We start from the raw sequence: 14852 nt of genomic DNA, 5'->3' as shown, positions 1-14852 counted from the left end.
CACTTCTGCCTGGAGTCGCCTCCGGCGGTTCGCCGCGGTGCGCTCCAGGCAGAAGTATGCCCCGGCGGACAGGTTCCACCTATTCCGCCCTCTCCCGGGGCATCCGCCCAGGTCAGGAGGGACGGGTACGGGCGGGGCGGCGGGGCGGGGGCGGTTCCGCGAGGGGCGGGACGCCGGTAGTTCCGCCTGTGGTTCCGCTGGTCGAACAGCGGATTCCCGCCACCGGCGGCCGGCCCCGGTCCATGCCGGACCGCCACTCCGGACCTCCGCCCCAGACCCCTGCGCCGGGCCGCTACGCCGGCCGCCTCGCCTCCGCGCCCTCGACCGTGCGCCCGAGGGCGTCCAGCAGGTCGGCGAGCAGGTTGTGGGAGCGGGCTTCGAGGGCCGGGTCGCCGACGGTGCGGCCGAGGGCGACGGCGAGCCGGGCCGAGGAGAGCGCGGCGTCCCGGCGGCCGAGCGCGTGCAGAGCGCGGGCCCGGCTGTGGGTGGCGAGGACGGCCTCGGCGCCGCCGGAGCGGGCGGTGGCGGCGCGTACCGCCTCGTCGGCGTGGCGCAGGGCGGGCCCGGGGTCGTCGGCCAGGACCAGCGCGTCGGCGAGGTCGGTGAGCGCGCGGACCAGCAGGTGGTCGGTGGCCGGGGTGCGGGCGGCGGCGACCAGGTCGCCGAGCATGGGCACCGCCCGCTCGTACCGGCCGGCCCGCAGCAGGGCGGCGGCCACCCGGCTGCGGCAGTGGTGGCGCAGCGCCGCGTCGCCGGACCGGTCGGCGGCCGCGACGGCCCGCTCCAGGGTGTCGGCGGCGGTGCGGTGGGCCGCGCGGTCGACGTGCAGGACGGCGAGGTCGGTGGCGAGCCGGGCCACCGCCGCCTCGTCCCGGTCGGTGTGGGCGGCGCGCAGTCCGGCCTCGACCACGGCCCGCCAGTGCGTCCGGTCGTGGCCGGTGGTCTCGTACAACCGGCAGGCCCGGTGGGCGAGTTGCCAGGCCGCGGCGGGCCGTCCCTGCTGCTCGGCGCAGACCACCACCGCGCGCAGAGCGCTCTCCTCGCGGCGGAACCAGGCCCCCGCGCCCACGGTCGCCGCGCCGCCGGCCGTCCAGCCGGCGGTGACGTCGAGGTAGTGGGCGATCAGCCGGTCGAGGGCGAGGAACCGTTCGTCGCAGGTGAGTTCGGCGGCCTGCGCGGCGGCGTGGCGGCGGACCAGCTCGCGCCGGGCGTACCGGCCGGGGCCGCTCTCCTCCAGCAGGTGGACGGCGTCCAGCCGGGTCAGCAGGGTGCGGGTGGCGGCGGGCGGGAGGTCGGCGAGGGCGGCGGCGGTGGCGGTGTCGAGCTCCGCGCCGGGGTGCAGGCCGAGCAGGGTGAACAGCCGGGCGGCGTCGGGCGCCAGTGTGCGGTACGTCCGGTCCAGCGCGGCGGTGAGGCCGAGCGGGCCGCCGGCGGTGCCGGTGCCGGAGAGGGCGGCCGGACCGGTCTGCTCGTCGGCGAGTTCGGCGGCGAGGTCGGCCACGGACCAGTCGGGCCGGGCGGCCAGCCGGGCGGCGGCCAGGCGCAGCGCGAGCGGCAGGCGGTCGCAGCGCTCGGCGAGTTCCGCGACCGCCTCCGGCTCACCGGCCGTACGGTCCTCGCCGAGGATGCGGGCGAGCAGGGCGGCGGCCTCCTCGGGGCCGAGCACGCCCAGCGGCAGCGGGATGCCGCCGGTGCGGACCACCAGGTGGCGCAGCCGGCTGCGGCTGGTGACGATCGCGACCGGGGCGGGCTCGCTGTCGGTGGCCGGCGGGTCGGGCAGCAGCGGGGCGAGCTGCTCGTAGGAGGCGGCGTCGTCCAGCACGACCAGCATCCGCCGGCCGCCGACCAGTTCGCGGTAGCGGCGGGCGCGGTCCTCGGGGTCGCGGGGCAGGGCGTCCGGGGCCGTACCGAGCGCGGTGAGGAACTCGCCGAGCACCTCGGCGGGTTCGCGCGGCCCGTCCGGGTCGAAGCCGCGCAGCTCGGCGTGGAGGACGCCGTCCGGGAAGTAGGCGTCGCCGCGCCGGGCCGTCCACTGCCGGACCAGGCTGGTCTTGCCGACCCCGGCGGGGCCGGTGACCAGGATCGGGCGGCCGTCCCGGGCGGCGGGCACGACCTGGTCCAGCCGGGCGAGTTCGTCCGTCCGGCCGACGAACCGGCGGTCGGCGGCGGGCCGGGCGCCGGACTGCTCGCCGGCCAGGCGCAGCTCCGGGCCGGGCGGCCGGGGGAGCCGGGCCACCGCGCGCTCGTAGCGCTCCCGCGCCTCGGCGCTCCGCCCGTCCTGCTCCAGGCAGCGCACCAGCCGGGCGGCCAGCGTCTGCCGGGCGGGGTGGCCGTCGGCGGCCTCGGCGAGTTCGGCGGCCAGTTCGCCGCCCCGGCCGGCCCGGAGCAGGCCGTCGGCCAGCCGTTCCAGGGCGCGCAGCCGCAGGTCGGTCAGGTACGGGAGGGTCCGCTCGCGCAGCAGGGCGGAGCCGCAGTCGGCGAGCGCCGGGCCGCGCCACAGGTCCAGCGCGGCGCGCAGCAGGGGCGGGGCGCCGTCCGCCGGCGCGGTCTCCACCGGTGTGGCCTCCATCGGGGCGGGCTCCGGCGGGGCGGTCCCCGGCGGGGCACCGTCCAGCGGGGCGGCGGGCTCGGGGAGCAGCACACCGGCCTGTTCGCAGAGCCGGCCGAAGCGCAGCACGTCGACCCGGTCGGGCTCACCGGCCAGCAGGTAGCCGGCCCCCCGGGTGCCCAGCTCCAGCCCGGAGCCGTCCAGCAGTTGGCGCACCGCGGCGACGTGGCCCTGCAGGGCGGCCCGCGCGGTGGGCGGCGCGCAGCCCTCCCAGACCAGCTCGATCAGCTCCTCGGTGGCCACCGTCCGGTTCAGCCGTACGGCGAGCGCGCTCAGCAGCGCCCGGCGCTTGGGGGCCGAGGGCGTCACCGCCGTCCCGTCCTCCCGCCGCACCACCACCGGCCCGAGCAGATCGATGTGCACGCGCCCGTTCCCCTCCCCCACCATCCGTCGACTCCCCGGCTGGTTCGAGGATAGGGCCGACCGGGCCCTTGACGTCGGCCGTACGGTACCGGGCCGGTACGACACCGGCGTCGCGTCCGCGGCTCCCGGCCGAGCGGCCACCGCGGCACGGCCCCGCGTCCGCCGCTCCGGACGGGCCGGGCACCGCGGCACGGCCCCGCGTCGGCCGTCCGGTGCAACCGTCACCGGCCCCATCGGCATCCCTCTCAGGGGTGCCCCGTGGAGCCCGGTCGGACCGGGGGTGGGCGCCCCGCGCGGGCGGGCGTCCGAGGGCGGGAGCAGCCGTCCGGCGTGGACCGGACAGGTTCTCGCACTACACTGCTCCACCCCGAGGGCCGATGGCCGCTTCGGGTGTGATGTGCGGTTTTGGGGCGAGGTGGGGGGTACCGGTGCGGATTCGGCTGCTCGGGCCGGTGGAGCTGCGGGTCGGGGCGGACGGCTTCGCGAGCGTGGCGGGTGCCCAGCGGCGGGCCGTCCTGGCGATGCTGGCGCTGCGGTTGGGGCTCGTGGTCACCATGGACCAGCTGTGCGAGCTGCTCTGGGACGAGCAGCCGCCGCCCACCGCCCGGGCGGCCGTGCAGGGGCACGTCGCCGCGCTGCGGAAGGTGCTCGCCGACACCCCGTTCGAGCTGCACACCCGGGACTCCGGCTACCTGCTGACCGGGCCGGCCGACGCCGTGGACGCGCTGCGCTTCGAGGAGCTCGCCGGCGAGGCCGAGGGGCAGGCCGGGCTCGGCGACTGCGCCACGGCGGTCGCGCTGCTGGAGGAGGCGCTGCGGCTGTGGCGCGGCGAGGCGCTGGCCGACCTGCCCGAAACCCCCCTGCGGGACGCCGCGGTGGACCGGCTGAGGCAGTCCCGCACCGCCGCCCTGCTCTGCTGGGCCGGGCTGCGGCTGGGCCAGGGCGCCGGGGCCTCGGCCGTGCCGCTGCTGAAGCACGGGGTGCGGCTGGACGGGCTGCGCGAGGAGCTGGTGGCCATGCTGATGCGCTGCCTGCACCAGGCGGGCCGGTCCGCGGAGGCGCTGACCGCCTACCACCAGGCCCGGGTCCGGCTGGACGACGAACTGGGCATCAACCCCGGCCCGGCGCTGCGCGCGGCGCTCGCCGAGGTGCTGGCCGACGACCGTACGGCGGAGCCGCCGCCCGCCGCTGCGCCGGCCCCCGGAGCGGCGCCGCAGCCCGCGCCGGTGCCGCGCCGACTCCCCCGCCGCCACCCGGACTTCGTCGGCCGCACCACCGACCTGGCCCGCCTCGACCTGGCCTGCGGGACCGGCCGCGCCGGGGACGGCCCGGTGCTGGTGGTCGGCCCGGCCGGGGTCGGCAAGAGCGCGCTGGTCACCGCCTGGGCGCACCGGGCCGCCGACCGCTTCCCGGACGGACTGCTCCACGCCGAACTGCACGGCCTCGCCCCGGACGGCCCCGCCCGGCCCGAGGCCGTCCTGGCCGGCTTCCTGCGCGCGCTCGGCGTACCGGAGGACGGCATCCCCGAGGGGCGCGCCGCCCGGGCCGCGCTCTACCGTGAGCGCACCCGGGGCCGGCGGTTGCTGGTGCTGCTGGACGACGCCGCCGACGCCGACCAGGTCGCCGACCTGCTGCCTGCCGGCCCGGCCGGCACCGCCGTGGTCACCGGCCGGGGCTCGCTGGAGGGCCTGGTCGCCGTCGAGGGGGCCACCCTGCTGCGCCTGGCCGCGCTGCCCGAGGACGACGCCCTGCACCTGCTGGAGCGCGCCCTGACGCCCGAGCGGCTGCGCGCCGAGCCGGAGGCCGCCGCCCGCCTCGCCGGGCTCTGCGACCACCTGCCGCTCGCCCTGCGGATCGCCGCCGCCCGCCTGGCCGACCGGCCGGACCGGACGATCGCCGGGCTGGTCGCCGAACTCGCCGACGAACGGACCAGGCTGGCCGTCCTGGACGCCGACGGCACGCTCTCCGTCGCGGGCCGGCTCGGGCTGACCCACCGCCGGCTCTCCGCACCCGCGGCCGAACTGCTCACCGCCCTGGCCGCCCACCCCGGCCGCGAGGTGGACACCCCGGCGGGCGCCGCGCTGCTCGGCAGCGACACCGCGACCGCCCACCGGGTGCTCGGCGAGCTGGCCTCCCAGCACCTGCTCACCGGCACCGCCCCCGGCCGCCACGCCCGGACCGACCTGGTCCGGCTGTACGGCGCCGGGCTGCTCGCCGAACGGCCCGAACAGCACCGGCGGCTGCTGCGCGACCGCCTGGCCGACCACTACCTCACGGCCCTCGGGCACTGCGGGTCCTTCCTCGACCCCGGCCAGGAGGACACCGCCCCGCCCGCCGGTCCGGCGCAGGCCCTCCCGGCCGTCGGCGACATCCGCACCGCGCTCGACTGGTTCGACGCCGAGGAGCCGGCGGTCTCCGCGCTGGTCGCGTCCCCCGACACCGACCCGGCCCGGGCCTGGCGGCTCGCGCTGACCTGCGGCTCGCTCTACTACGGCGCCAGCCGCTTCACCGACTGGCTCGCCAGCGCCCGGCTGGGGCAGGCCGCGGCCGAACGGTGCGGCGACCCGGTCGCGGTCGCGCTGCTGCTCAACTGCCGGGCGCAGGCCCTGGTCGCGCTGGAACGCCGGCAGGAGTCCGCGGAGGCGGCCCGGAAGGCGGTCGCCGCGGCCGAGTCCGCCACCGGGCCCGCCGCCGCGTCCGCGCACGTCCGGGCGCTCGCCACGCTGGCGCTGGTCACCGCGATGCTCGGCCACGCCGCCGAGGCCGAGCGGCTGGCCGCCGCCGCCACGGCGCTCGCCCTGGAGTCCGGCGACCGCCGCCGGCTGGTCGACGCCAAGGTGCACCAGGGCTGGGTGAGCCTGGCCGCCGGGGACCGGGAGGGCGCCCAGCGCCGGTCCCGGGAGGCCCGCGAGCTGCTGCCGGCCACGCCCGTCACCCAGGTCCACCTCTGGTCGCTGCTGACCGAGGCGCAGGCCCTCGCGCCGACCGTCCGCGACGACGCCGCCGACCTCGCCTGGCACCGGCTGCTCGCCGCCTGCGAGGAGGCCGGCCTGCTGTACCTGCACGCGGTGGCCGAACAGTCCTACGCCGCCTACCTGTTGGCCCGGGGACGGGAACCGGAGGTACGCGGCCGGCTGCGCACGGCGCTGGACCGCTTCCGCTCGCACGACCGGCAGGCGGGCCACTGCAGCGAGTTCACCACCAGCCTGGAGGAGTCGCTCAACCTCCGCACCGGCCGGCGGGCGACGGACGACTGAACCGGACGGTCGGCGCGAGGGGCCGCGCCCCGGTCGGCCGGTGCCCCGGTCAGCCGGAGCCGGACGGCCCCGTCAGCCGGCCGCCGAGGCCGCCCCGCGCACCGTCGGGGCGTACCCGTGCTCCGTCGCCAGCACCGGGCGCAGCGCCCGGATCGCGTAGAAGTTGCGGGACTTGACCGTCCCCGGCGGAACCCCCAGCCGGGCCGAGGCCTCCAGCACCGAGCGGTCCTTGAGGTGGAGTTCGACCAGCACCTCGCGGTGGTGCTTCTGCACCCGGCGCAGCGCCAGCGCGAGGTCCCGGGCCACCACCACCTGCTCGTACGGGTCGTCGGCGACCGGCCGGTCCTCGACCGTCTCGCCGATCACCTCCTTGGCGCGGGCGGCGGCCATCCGGTAGTGGTCGATCGCGATCCGCCGGGCGACCGTGAACAGCCAGGGCCGGGCCGCCTCCGCGCCGGCGGCCAGCGCCTCCGGGTGCTGCCAGGCGCGCAGCAGGGTCTCCTGGAGGATGTCCTCGGCCTTGCCGCGGTCCCCGCCGGTGGCCCGCAGCAGCGCGCGCAGCAGGTAGCCGCCGTGCAGCCGGTGGATCTCGGCGAGCACGTCGGGGTCGAGGGTCGGGCGGGCCGGGGCGGTGGCGCCCTCCGGCGCGGCGGCCGGACCCTCGGACGGCGGGGTGACGGACGTGGGCTGGGCGACGGACGGCTTCGACACGCGCTACCTCTCAGGTCGGGCAGGGGGCGCAGCACGGGCAGGGGACGCAGCACGGGCAGGGCGTGCTGGGCACCGCCGGAGATCCCCGGCGGTGGCTGCACCAGCACACTGCCGGAGCCCGCCAAGTCCGCACCAAGGATCCGCCAACGCCCCCGCCCGGGGCACTCGGGCCGCCCCCGAGTGCCACCGTTGGCGGGCGCCGACGACTGTTGGCCGGTCGTTAGCGGCCGTGAGCTGCGGCTTCTTCCGCCACCGCCCGGTTCGGCGCCCGGCCCCCCGCCGAGCGCCGCACCGGGCCGCGGTGTCAGCCCTCGGCGAGCGCCCCGAGCAGCTCCCGCACCCCGTCCTCGCCCCGGTGCTCGATCAGCACCGCGACCCAGCCCGCCAACAGCTGCCGCTCCGCCGCCGACCACACCGGTGCCGACGGGTGCTCGTCCACCACCAGCGCCGTCGCCACGCCCAGCAGCCCCGACTCCGGCCGCGGCCGCTCCTCCGGCGCCGCACGCAGCGCCAGCCGCCGGGCGACCGCGATCACCCGCTCCGCCGCCGCCTCGGGCACCGCCAGCCCGGCCGGCCCGGCCGCGCTCGGCGCCCCGGCCCGCACCAGGGCCGCGACGAACTCCCGCGCCTCCGGCCCGTCCGCGGCCATGCCGCGGCCCTCCCCCGTCCCGTTCACGGGACTCACGCTCCTTCCGACTCGGTGACACTCGGCGGACGCCGGGTGCCACCCGATGACGGTACCGATCGGTAGCCGGTCGGGCGGAGGGTTTTCTCGTTACGGGCCTCCCGAAGCGACAGGGGGCGCGCCGTGCGCCCTGTTCCGCTCAACGGGCCCTCCACCACCAGCGGTTCAGCTGAACCGGAGGGTAGCCTTCAGCCGTACTCCCGGCTGTACGGTCCGACCGTACGGCCGGACCGGAGGCACCCGTCCGGCGCACCAGGGACCGGGAGGTCGTCCGATGGCTTACTCCGACGGCACCGCGGGCGCGGGCGGCACCGCCCAGGCCGCACCCGACTACTCGCCGGCCGTCTGGCCCGAGCCCGTCGCTCTGCTGCCCCCACTGCCCCCGCGCCCGCTGGACCCGCTCGGCACCGTGCTCATCCCGCCCGCCGAACGGCGGCCGTCCACCCGGGAGCCGGCCGTCGGACCGTCCTCGGCGGCGCCGCTCCCGTTCCTGCCCCCGAGCCCGCCTGCCCCCGCACCGCTGCCCGCACCGCCCGTACCGCGCCTCGACTCCGACCGCCCGCGCACCCTGCGGCTCGCCCTCCCCGGCGGCGGGGAGGCACGACGGCGGCGCCTGCTCGACCGCGTCCGGGCGCCGCTGCGGTCCCACCACCGGATCGCCGTCCTGGGCGGCCCCGCCGAGGGGGCCGCCGCCCTCCTCGGCGCCCTGCTCGCGGAACACCGGGCCCACCCGGTGCTCGTCCTCACCACCGCAGGGCCCGCCGGGAGCGAATGCCGCACGGGCGGCCGGGTGCTGCGGTCCGTACGGCCGGACCCGGCCGCCCTGCGGGAGGCCCTCGGCGAGGCCGACGGCCACTACCCGGTGATCCTCGCGGACACCACCGGCGCCCCGGCCGAGGTCCGGCGCGCCGCCGTCGAACACGCCGACCGGCTGCTCCTCTGCGCCCCGGCCTCCGCCACCGGAGCCCGCACCGCCGACGCCCTCCTCGACCACCTCGCCGCCCTCGGCCACCACGGCCTGGCCCGCGGGGCGGTCGCCGCCTTCACCCCCGCCCCGCCCACCGACCGCCCGGTCGCCGACCGCGACCTCCTCCCCCACTTCCGCGCCCGCTGCCGCGCCGCCCTCACCCTCCCGGCCGCCCCCGCCGCCCTCCGTGCCCGGGCCCGCCTCGACTACCTGGAACTCGCCGCCCTCATCGGCGACGGCATGGCCGAGCACCGCTGATCCGCCTCGAGCGCGCCGCCGCCAGGATGTCCGCCCGCTCCAGCGGGGGAACCGCCTCGCACAACGCCGCCTCCGCCCGGTCGAGCGCGGCGACGAAGCCGAGCACCAGCTCTCTCGCCGTCGGCGACTGCCGCTCCGTCGTCAGGGCCTCCGTTCCCGTGCCGTGCCGCTCCTCACCCGCCGGGCGCATCCGGTCCCCGACGGGCCCCGATGGTCCCACGGCGCCGATCACCACGACGAGCGGATTCCTCCCGTCAGGCCCTCGGCCCCGACCGGACGACCGGCTCGGAAGCGGCGCCCCGTCGGCTCGCCTCCGCACAGCTCGGGCGCCGGCCCCTGGCACGCGGGGCCAAGGCGGCGGCCACCGCCGCCAGGGCGACGGCCGCGAGGACGGTGAGGGCGAGGAGGCCCGCCTCGATGCCGGCGCCGCTGTCGGGTGGGGCGGGGCGCGTGGTGAGGACGACCGCCGGGGTGACAGCGGCGACGGGGCCGACGGTGCCGTGGCCGTACTGATGGCCAGGGCCGCGGGAGGCGGCGGCTTCCCGGTCTTCGGCCGGCTGGTCGACGGTCAGGTCCGGGCGGTGGCCGAGGACGAGGGCGGCGGCGGCCGAGCCCGGGTCGGCCGCCGCCCGGGGGCGGGGCGGCGGCGTGGTCACGCGAGAGTGCCGAACCGTTCGGCCGGGATGTCCTGCGGCAGCAGCAGGCTGAGTTCGTCCAGGTCCACCACGTCGACCCGGGACAGCCGGCCCGCCTGCCGGGTGACCATCGCTTCGAGCACCTGCCGGGCGAACCGGCCGTTGCCGAAGGAGCGGTCGCGCGGGACGGCGCCGAACAGGGTGCCGAGTGCGGCCAGGGTCTCCGGGGTGCAGGTGTAGCCGGCGGTCTCGGCCCGCGCCCGGACGATGGCGACGAGTTCCTCGTCCGCGTAGTGCTCGAAGGTGATCTCCCGGGAGAACCGGGAGGCCAGGCCGGGGTTGGAGGCGAGGAAGCCGCGCATCTCCTCCCGGTAGCCGGCCACGATCACCACGACCTCGTCGCGGTGGTCCTCCATCAGCTTCACCAGGGTGTCCACCGCCTCCTGCCCGAAGTCCCCGCCGCTGCCGTCGCGGGGCGTCAGGGTGTACGCCTCGTCGATGAACAGCACGCCGCCCCGGGCGCGTTCGAAGGCGTCCCGGGTGAGGTGGGCGGTGTGGCCGAGGTAGCGGCCGACCAGGTCGGCGCGGGCGGTCTCGACCAGCCGGCCGGAGGGCAGCACGCCGAGTTCGGCGAGGATCGCCCCGTAGAGCCGGGCGACGGTGGTCTTGCCGGTGCCGGGCGGGCCCGAGAACACCAGGTGGTGGCCGAGGGGGGCGGCGGGCAGCCCGGCCTCGACCCGGCGCCGGGACTGGCGGGTCAGGTTGACCAGGTCCTCGACCTGCTCCTTGGCGGCGGCGAGGCCGACCATGGCGCGCAGCCGGTCGAGCAGGCCGGGCTCCCCGGCCCGCCCCTCGCCGACGGGGGCCGGGGCGAACTCCTCGCCGACGTCGGCGGGCAGCAGCCGGGTGAGCGCCGCGTTGTCGAAGTGCTCCAGTTCGGCGAGCCGGGAGGCCTGCCGGTCGACCATCTCCTCGAACACCTTGCGGGCGGCCCGGCCGTTGCCGAACTCCGCGCCCTTGGGCATCCGGTCGAAGTGCGCGGCGAGCGCCTCCCGGGTGCCCTCGGCGAGCTCGTAGCCGTGTCCGCCGGCGGCCTGCTCGACGATCGTGGCGAGCTCGTCGGCGCGGTAGTTCCGGAACTCGACGGTGCGGCTGAACCGGGAGGCCAGGCCGGGGTTGGAGGCCAGGAACCCGCGGATCCCGGCCTCGTACCCGGCGACGATCACCACCAGGTCGTCGCGGTGGTCCTCCATCAGCTTCACCAGGGTGTCGACGGCCTCCCGGCCGAAGTCCGGGCCGGCCGCGCCTGAGCCCGCCGACAGGGTGTAGGCCTCGTCGACGAACAGCACCCCGCCGAGGGCCTCCCTGACCACCTCGGTGGTCTTCAGGGCCGTCCCGCCGACGACGGGGGCGACCAGGTCGGCCCGGGCGACCTCGACCAGGTGACCGCTGCGCAGCACGCCGAGTTCGGCGAGGATCGCCCCGTAGAGCCGGGCGACGGTGGTCTTGCCGGTGCCGGGCGGACCGGCGAAGACGAGGTGCCGGCTCATCGGCAGGGCGGGCAGCCCGGCCTGCTCGCGGCGGCGGGTCAGCTTGCCGAGGTTGACCAGGGTGGCGACCTGCTCCTTGACGCCCTCCAGCCCGACCAGGGCCCGGAGGACGGCCTGCGGGCCGACGGCCTCCTCCGCGGGGGCTTCCGTACCGTCGCCGGCGGCGTCCGCAGCGACGGCGGCGGTGGCGGCCGCCGTGCCGTGGGCGTCCGGCGAGCGGTTGTCCCGGCTGTCGAGGTTCTCCACCACGAGGCGGTCGGTCGGCGCGGTCTGCCACAGCCCGGCGCCCTGGTTCCCGGCGGCCGTGCAGTCGGTGAGCCGGACGGGCTCCGCGGACTCGGAGCGCAGCCCGTCCACGGTGTTGTCGCCGAGCCGACAGGAGGTCAGGGTGGCCCGGGAGCCGGGCAGCAGGTGCAGCCCGTGCCGCCGGTTGCTCCCCAACCGGGCGCGGGTGGCGGCCAGTTCGCCGCCGCGTTCGACGCTCACGCCGTCCAGGGCGTTGCCGGTGCACTCGACGTCGCGCAGGATGGCGACGCCCCCGGCGCCGACCGAGATCCCGCAGGACCCGCTGCCGCGCACCAGGCCGCCGCCGAGGTGGGTGTGGGCGCCGTCGGCGATCCGCACCCCGTGCCGTCCGGCGTCCACGACGGTGACGTCCTCCAGTCGGCCGCGCCCGTCGCCCAGCACCTCGATCCCGTGGCGGCCGGCGGCGGTGACGGTGCCGCGGCGCAGCAGCGGGTCGGCGCCGTCGCGCACCACGATGCCGACGCCGGCCGCGCGGCGGACCTCCAGGCGGTCGAACTCGGCGGCGCTCCCGCCGGTGAGCTCGACGCCGTCGGTCCCGGCGTCGCGCACCACCGTCCGCAGCAGGCTGGGCCCGGCCGACCCGCCGACGTGGATGCCGACCCCGGCGGGGGCGGTGACCTCGCAGTCCTCCAGGGTGCCCCGGGCCCGGCCCGCGATGTGCAGACCGTACCCCTGGGGGCGGACGGCGCGGCAGCGGCGCAGCAGCGGGTCGGTGCCGTCGGTGAGGACGTAGCCGTGGCCGCGCACGGCGGTGACGGTGCAGTCCTCCAGCACGACCCGGGCGGCGGAGCCGACGAAGACGCCGAGCGCGCTGTCCCGGATCGCGGTGCGCAGCAGGCGCGTGCTGCTCCGCTCCTCCAGGGCGACGGCGGGCTTGTCGGTGCCGGAGATCTCGCAGTCCTCGACGACGCCGCGCGCCTCGCCGTTGGCGCACAGGCCGTTGCCGCGCGCGTCGCGCAGCACGCAGCGCCGGACGGTCGGGTCGGCCCGCTCGCCGATGACCACGGCCGAGGTGCCCAGGTGCTCGACGACGCTGTCCTCGATCACGCTGGAGCCGGTGGAGGTCTCCACCAGCCCGGCGCCGGCCGGGTTGGTGACCCGGCTGCCGCACATGGCGAGTTCGCCCGGCCCGCGGGTGAGCACGGCGGTCCAGGCGTTGCCGATCACCTCGCAGTCCCGCACGGTGAGGCGGCCGCGCGGGACGTCGACGGCGGGCAGTTCGTCGTCCTGCCCCTGGAGCACCAGACCGGTCAACCGGACGGCCTCGGTGAGCACCTGGACCACCGAACCGCGCCGGGGGCTGATCCGCACGCTGCCCCGGACGTCGGCGGCGGTGATGCTCACGGCCTTGGTGAGCACCAGGTTCTCGTCGTACCGGCCGGGCCGGACCGAGATCACCGCGCCGCCGCCGGCCGCCCGGAGGGCCTCGCCGATCGTCCGGTAGGAGCCGGGTTCCCGCTGCTCCGCGCAGACCGTCAGCACCGGGCGCGACATGCCTGGGGTTCCCTTCGTCGTGGGGCGTTGTGGTTCGGTCGCTCGGTGGTTTGGTGACTCAGCGGCTCGGCGGCTCGGCGGGTCCGGGCCCCGGTGCGCGCCGGGGTCAGGCCGTGCAGGTGGCGCGGACGGCGCTGGCGGCGTGGTGGGCGCCGCTGGAGCCGCCCCAGTCCACGCCGCGGCTGTGCAGCGTGACGGAGATCGGGCCGCGGTAGGCGAACGGCCCGTTGTTCACCCAACTGCCCCGGCTCGCCGTCTGGTTGATGGTGAACGAGCCCACCTGGCCGCCACCGCTCTGCACCGTGTAGGTGCTCGGGTTGCCGCCGACCTGCTTCACGTCGCCGCTGGCCGGGATGTAGACCGACAGGGTGCAGCTGGTGACCTTGTCCACGGTGAAGGTCCAGACGACCGAGTTGCCGTTGTCGTCCTTGTTGGCGTTGCCGGACATCGGCATCGAGGCGTAGGTGCCGTTGCAGCCGTCGCCGCTGTAGCCGCCGGAGTTGTTGCGCCAACCGCTGCTGCCCTGGTCGAACCAGCCGTTGGTCTTGTACTGGCCGCCGCCCGAGCAGTACGGGCCGGCGATCACGGTGACCGGTGCGGGCGGCTTGGCGGCCGGGGGCGCGGGCTGCTGGGGCGCCGACGGGTTCGGAGCCGGCTTGTTCGGAGCCGGCTGGTTGGGGGCCGGCTGGTTCGGCGCCGGGTTGGCCGCACCGCCGCCGCCCGTGCCACCGGCGGCCGGGCCACCGCCGCCCGAACCACCCGAGGCGGCGGCCGCGCCGCCCTGCGCGCGATCGCCCCCACCGCCCGAACTCGCGCCGCCCCCAGCGGGGTTGGCCCCGCCGCCGGGAGGAGCGGCCGCACCGGCACCGCCACCGCCGGCCCCGCCACCAGCGCCGCCGCCGGTGCCGTTCGGGGCCGAGGCCGCCTGGTCGCCCGACGCCGGTGCGGCCGAACCGTCCGGCTGCGGTGCCGCCGAGCCCGACTGCCCGTCGGGCGCGACGCCGCCGGCGGTGCCACCGTGCTCGTCGAAGCCGGGGACGTTGGCGGGCGGGGCGTCGGCCTGGGCCGGTCCGTGCGGGTCGCTGCCGCTGCGCTGGGTCACCATCACGGAGGTGCCGACCAGCACCAGGCCGACGGCGACGGCCGCGGCGATCATCGGACGGGAGACCCGGCCGGTGCGCGGCCCAGGGTCCCCCGGACCCACGGGCCCCGCGGGGGCCGCCGGGCCGACGGGCGCCGTCGGGCCCTTGGCGGGGGACGGCAGGGGCGCCGGCCCGATACCGGTCCCTGCCGGGGGCCTGGCTCCGACCGTGGGCTTGGGCCCGGACGCGGGCTTCGGTCCGGTTCGCGCCCCGTTCGTCGCGGCGCCCGTGGCCCTGGAACTGACACCGACTCCGGCGCCGACACCGGCGCCCGGCTGCACGGGCAGCACCGCCGTCTCGGCGCTCGCGGACCTGGGCCCGGCCTCGGACTTCGGCCCGGGCCGTGCCCCGTTCGTCGCAGCGCCGGTGACCCCGGCACTGACACCGGTACTGGCACCGCCATTGGCGCCGGCGCCCGGCTGCGCAGGCCTCACGGTCGGCGCGGGGCTCGCGGGCTTGGACCCGGCCTCGGCACCCGACGTCGCGGGCGGCACCACCGGCACGGAACTCGCGGGCTTGGACCCGGCGCTGACACCGGCCTCGGCGCCCGACCTCGCGGGCGGCACCGGCGCCGCAGGGCTCGCGGGCTTGGGCCCGGCGCCGGCCTCGGGACCGGCACCCAGCCGCGCGGGCGGGACCGTCGGCGCGGGGCTCGCGGGCTTGGACCCGGCCTCGGGCTTCGGACCGGTCCGCGCCCCGCTCGTCGCAGCGCCCGTGGCCCCGGCGCTGACACCGGTACCGGTACTGGTACCGCCACCGGCGCCCGGCTGCACGGGCGGCGCCGCCGTCTCCGCGCTCACGGGCGCCTCCGGCGGCTTCCCCTGGTCCGCCTCGGCCGCCAACGCCCAGTTCACCGCCGGGAGCCGGAAGCCGCCC

8 protein-coding genes are annotated in these 14852 nt (G+C 78.3%); 2 read left to right on the top strand and 6 right to left on the bottom strand.

What is annotated here, in order from left to right; translation table 11 throughout:
* Positions 1–292: 292 nt before the first annotated feature.
* Positions 293–2971, bottom strand: a complete 2679-nt coding sequence (locus tag ACLWS4_RS09375) for a BTAD domain-containing putative transcriptional regulator (RefSeq protein WP_416873769.1) — start codon at positions 2969–2971, stop codon at positions 293–295.
* A 428-nt stretch (positions 2972–3399) separates the two neighbouring features.
* Here ACLWS4_RS09375 and ACLWS4_RS09370 point away from each other — a divergent pair, with 428 nt between their 5' ends.
* The gene (locus ACLWS4_RS09370) at positions 3400–6228 is read left to right on the top strand and encodes a BTAD domain-containing putative transcriptional regulator (protein ID WP_416873768.1); all 2829 of its coding nucleotides are present in this window, start codon (positions 3400–3402) and stop codon (positions 6226–6228) included.
* A gap of 72 nt (positions 6229–6300) precedes the next feature.
* On the opposite strand, the gene ACLWS4_RS09365 is transcribed toward ACLWS4_RS09370, so the two are convergent.
* Both ACLWS4_RS09365 and ACLWS4_RS09360 read right to left on the bottom strand, forming a co-directional pair.
* The gene (locus ACLWS4_RS09365) at positions 6301–6939 is read right to left on the bottom strand and encodes a sigma-70 family RNA polymerase sigma factor (protein WP_074004942.1); all 639 of its coding nucleotides are present in this window, start codon (positions 6937–6939) and stop codon (positions 6301–6303) included.
* 304 nt (positions 6940–7243) lie between these two features.
* Entirely contained in the window at positions 7244–7615 is a 372-nt protein-coding gene (locus tag ACLWS4_RS09360) for a hypothetical protein (RefSeq protein ID WP_074004943.1), read from the bottom strand.
* 283 nt (positions 7616–7898) lie between these two features.
* Here ACLWS4_RS09360 and ACLWS4_RS09355 point away from each other — a divergent pair, with 283 nt between their 5' ends.
* Positions 7899–8849, top strand: coding sequence for a hypothetical protein (locus ACLWS4_RS09355; RefSeq protein ID WP_416873767.1), 951 nt, complete (start codon positions 7899–7901; stop codon positions 8847–8849).
* A 254-nt stretch (positions 8850–9103) separates the two neighbouring features.
* On the opposite strand, the gene ACLWS4_RS09350 is transcribed toward ACLWS4_RS09355, so the two are convergent.
* The 3 genes from ACLWS4_RS09350 to ACLWS4_RS09340 all read right to left on the bottom strand — a co-directional run bounded on the left by ACLWS4_RS09350 (position 9104) and on the right by ACLWS4_RS09340 (position 13990).
* A complete protein-coding gene (locus ACLWS4_RS09350; protein ID WP_416873766.1) occupies positions 9104–9505 on the bottom strand; it encodes a hypothetical protein in 402 nt (133 codons plus the stop codon).
* Positions 9502–12834, bottom strand: coding sequence for a right-handed parallel beta-helix repeat-containing protein (locus ACLWS4_RS09345; protein WP_416873765.1), 3333 nt, complete (start codon positions 12832–12834; stop codon positions 9502–9504). Before ACLWS4_RS09345 ends, ACLWS4_RS09350 begins: the two co-directional genes overlap by 4 nt.
* Positions 12835–12940: 106 nt before the next feature.
* Positions 12941–13990 (bottom strand): hypothetical protein, encoded by a 1050-nt coding sequence (locus ACLWS4_RS09340; protein ID WP_416873764.1) that lies wholly within the window; start codon positions 13988–13990, stop codon positions 12941–12943.
* Positions 13991–14852 lie beyond the last annotated feature (862 nt).

It is taken from the genome of Kitasatospora sp. SC0581, from assembly GCF_048159585.1.
Classification (GTDB): Bacteria; Actinomycetota; Actinomycetes; order Streptomycetales; family Streptomycetaceae; genus Kitasatospora.
The sequence above is the reverse complement of the archived record's forward strand: the minus strand, read 5'-3'. Positions and strand labels throughout refer to the sequence as shown.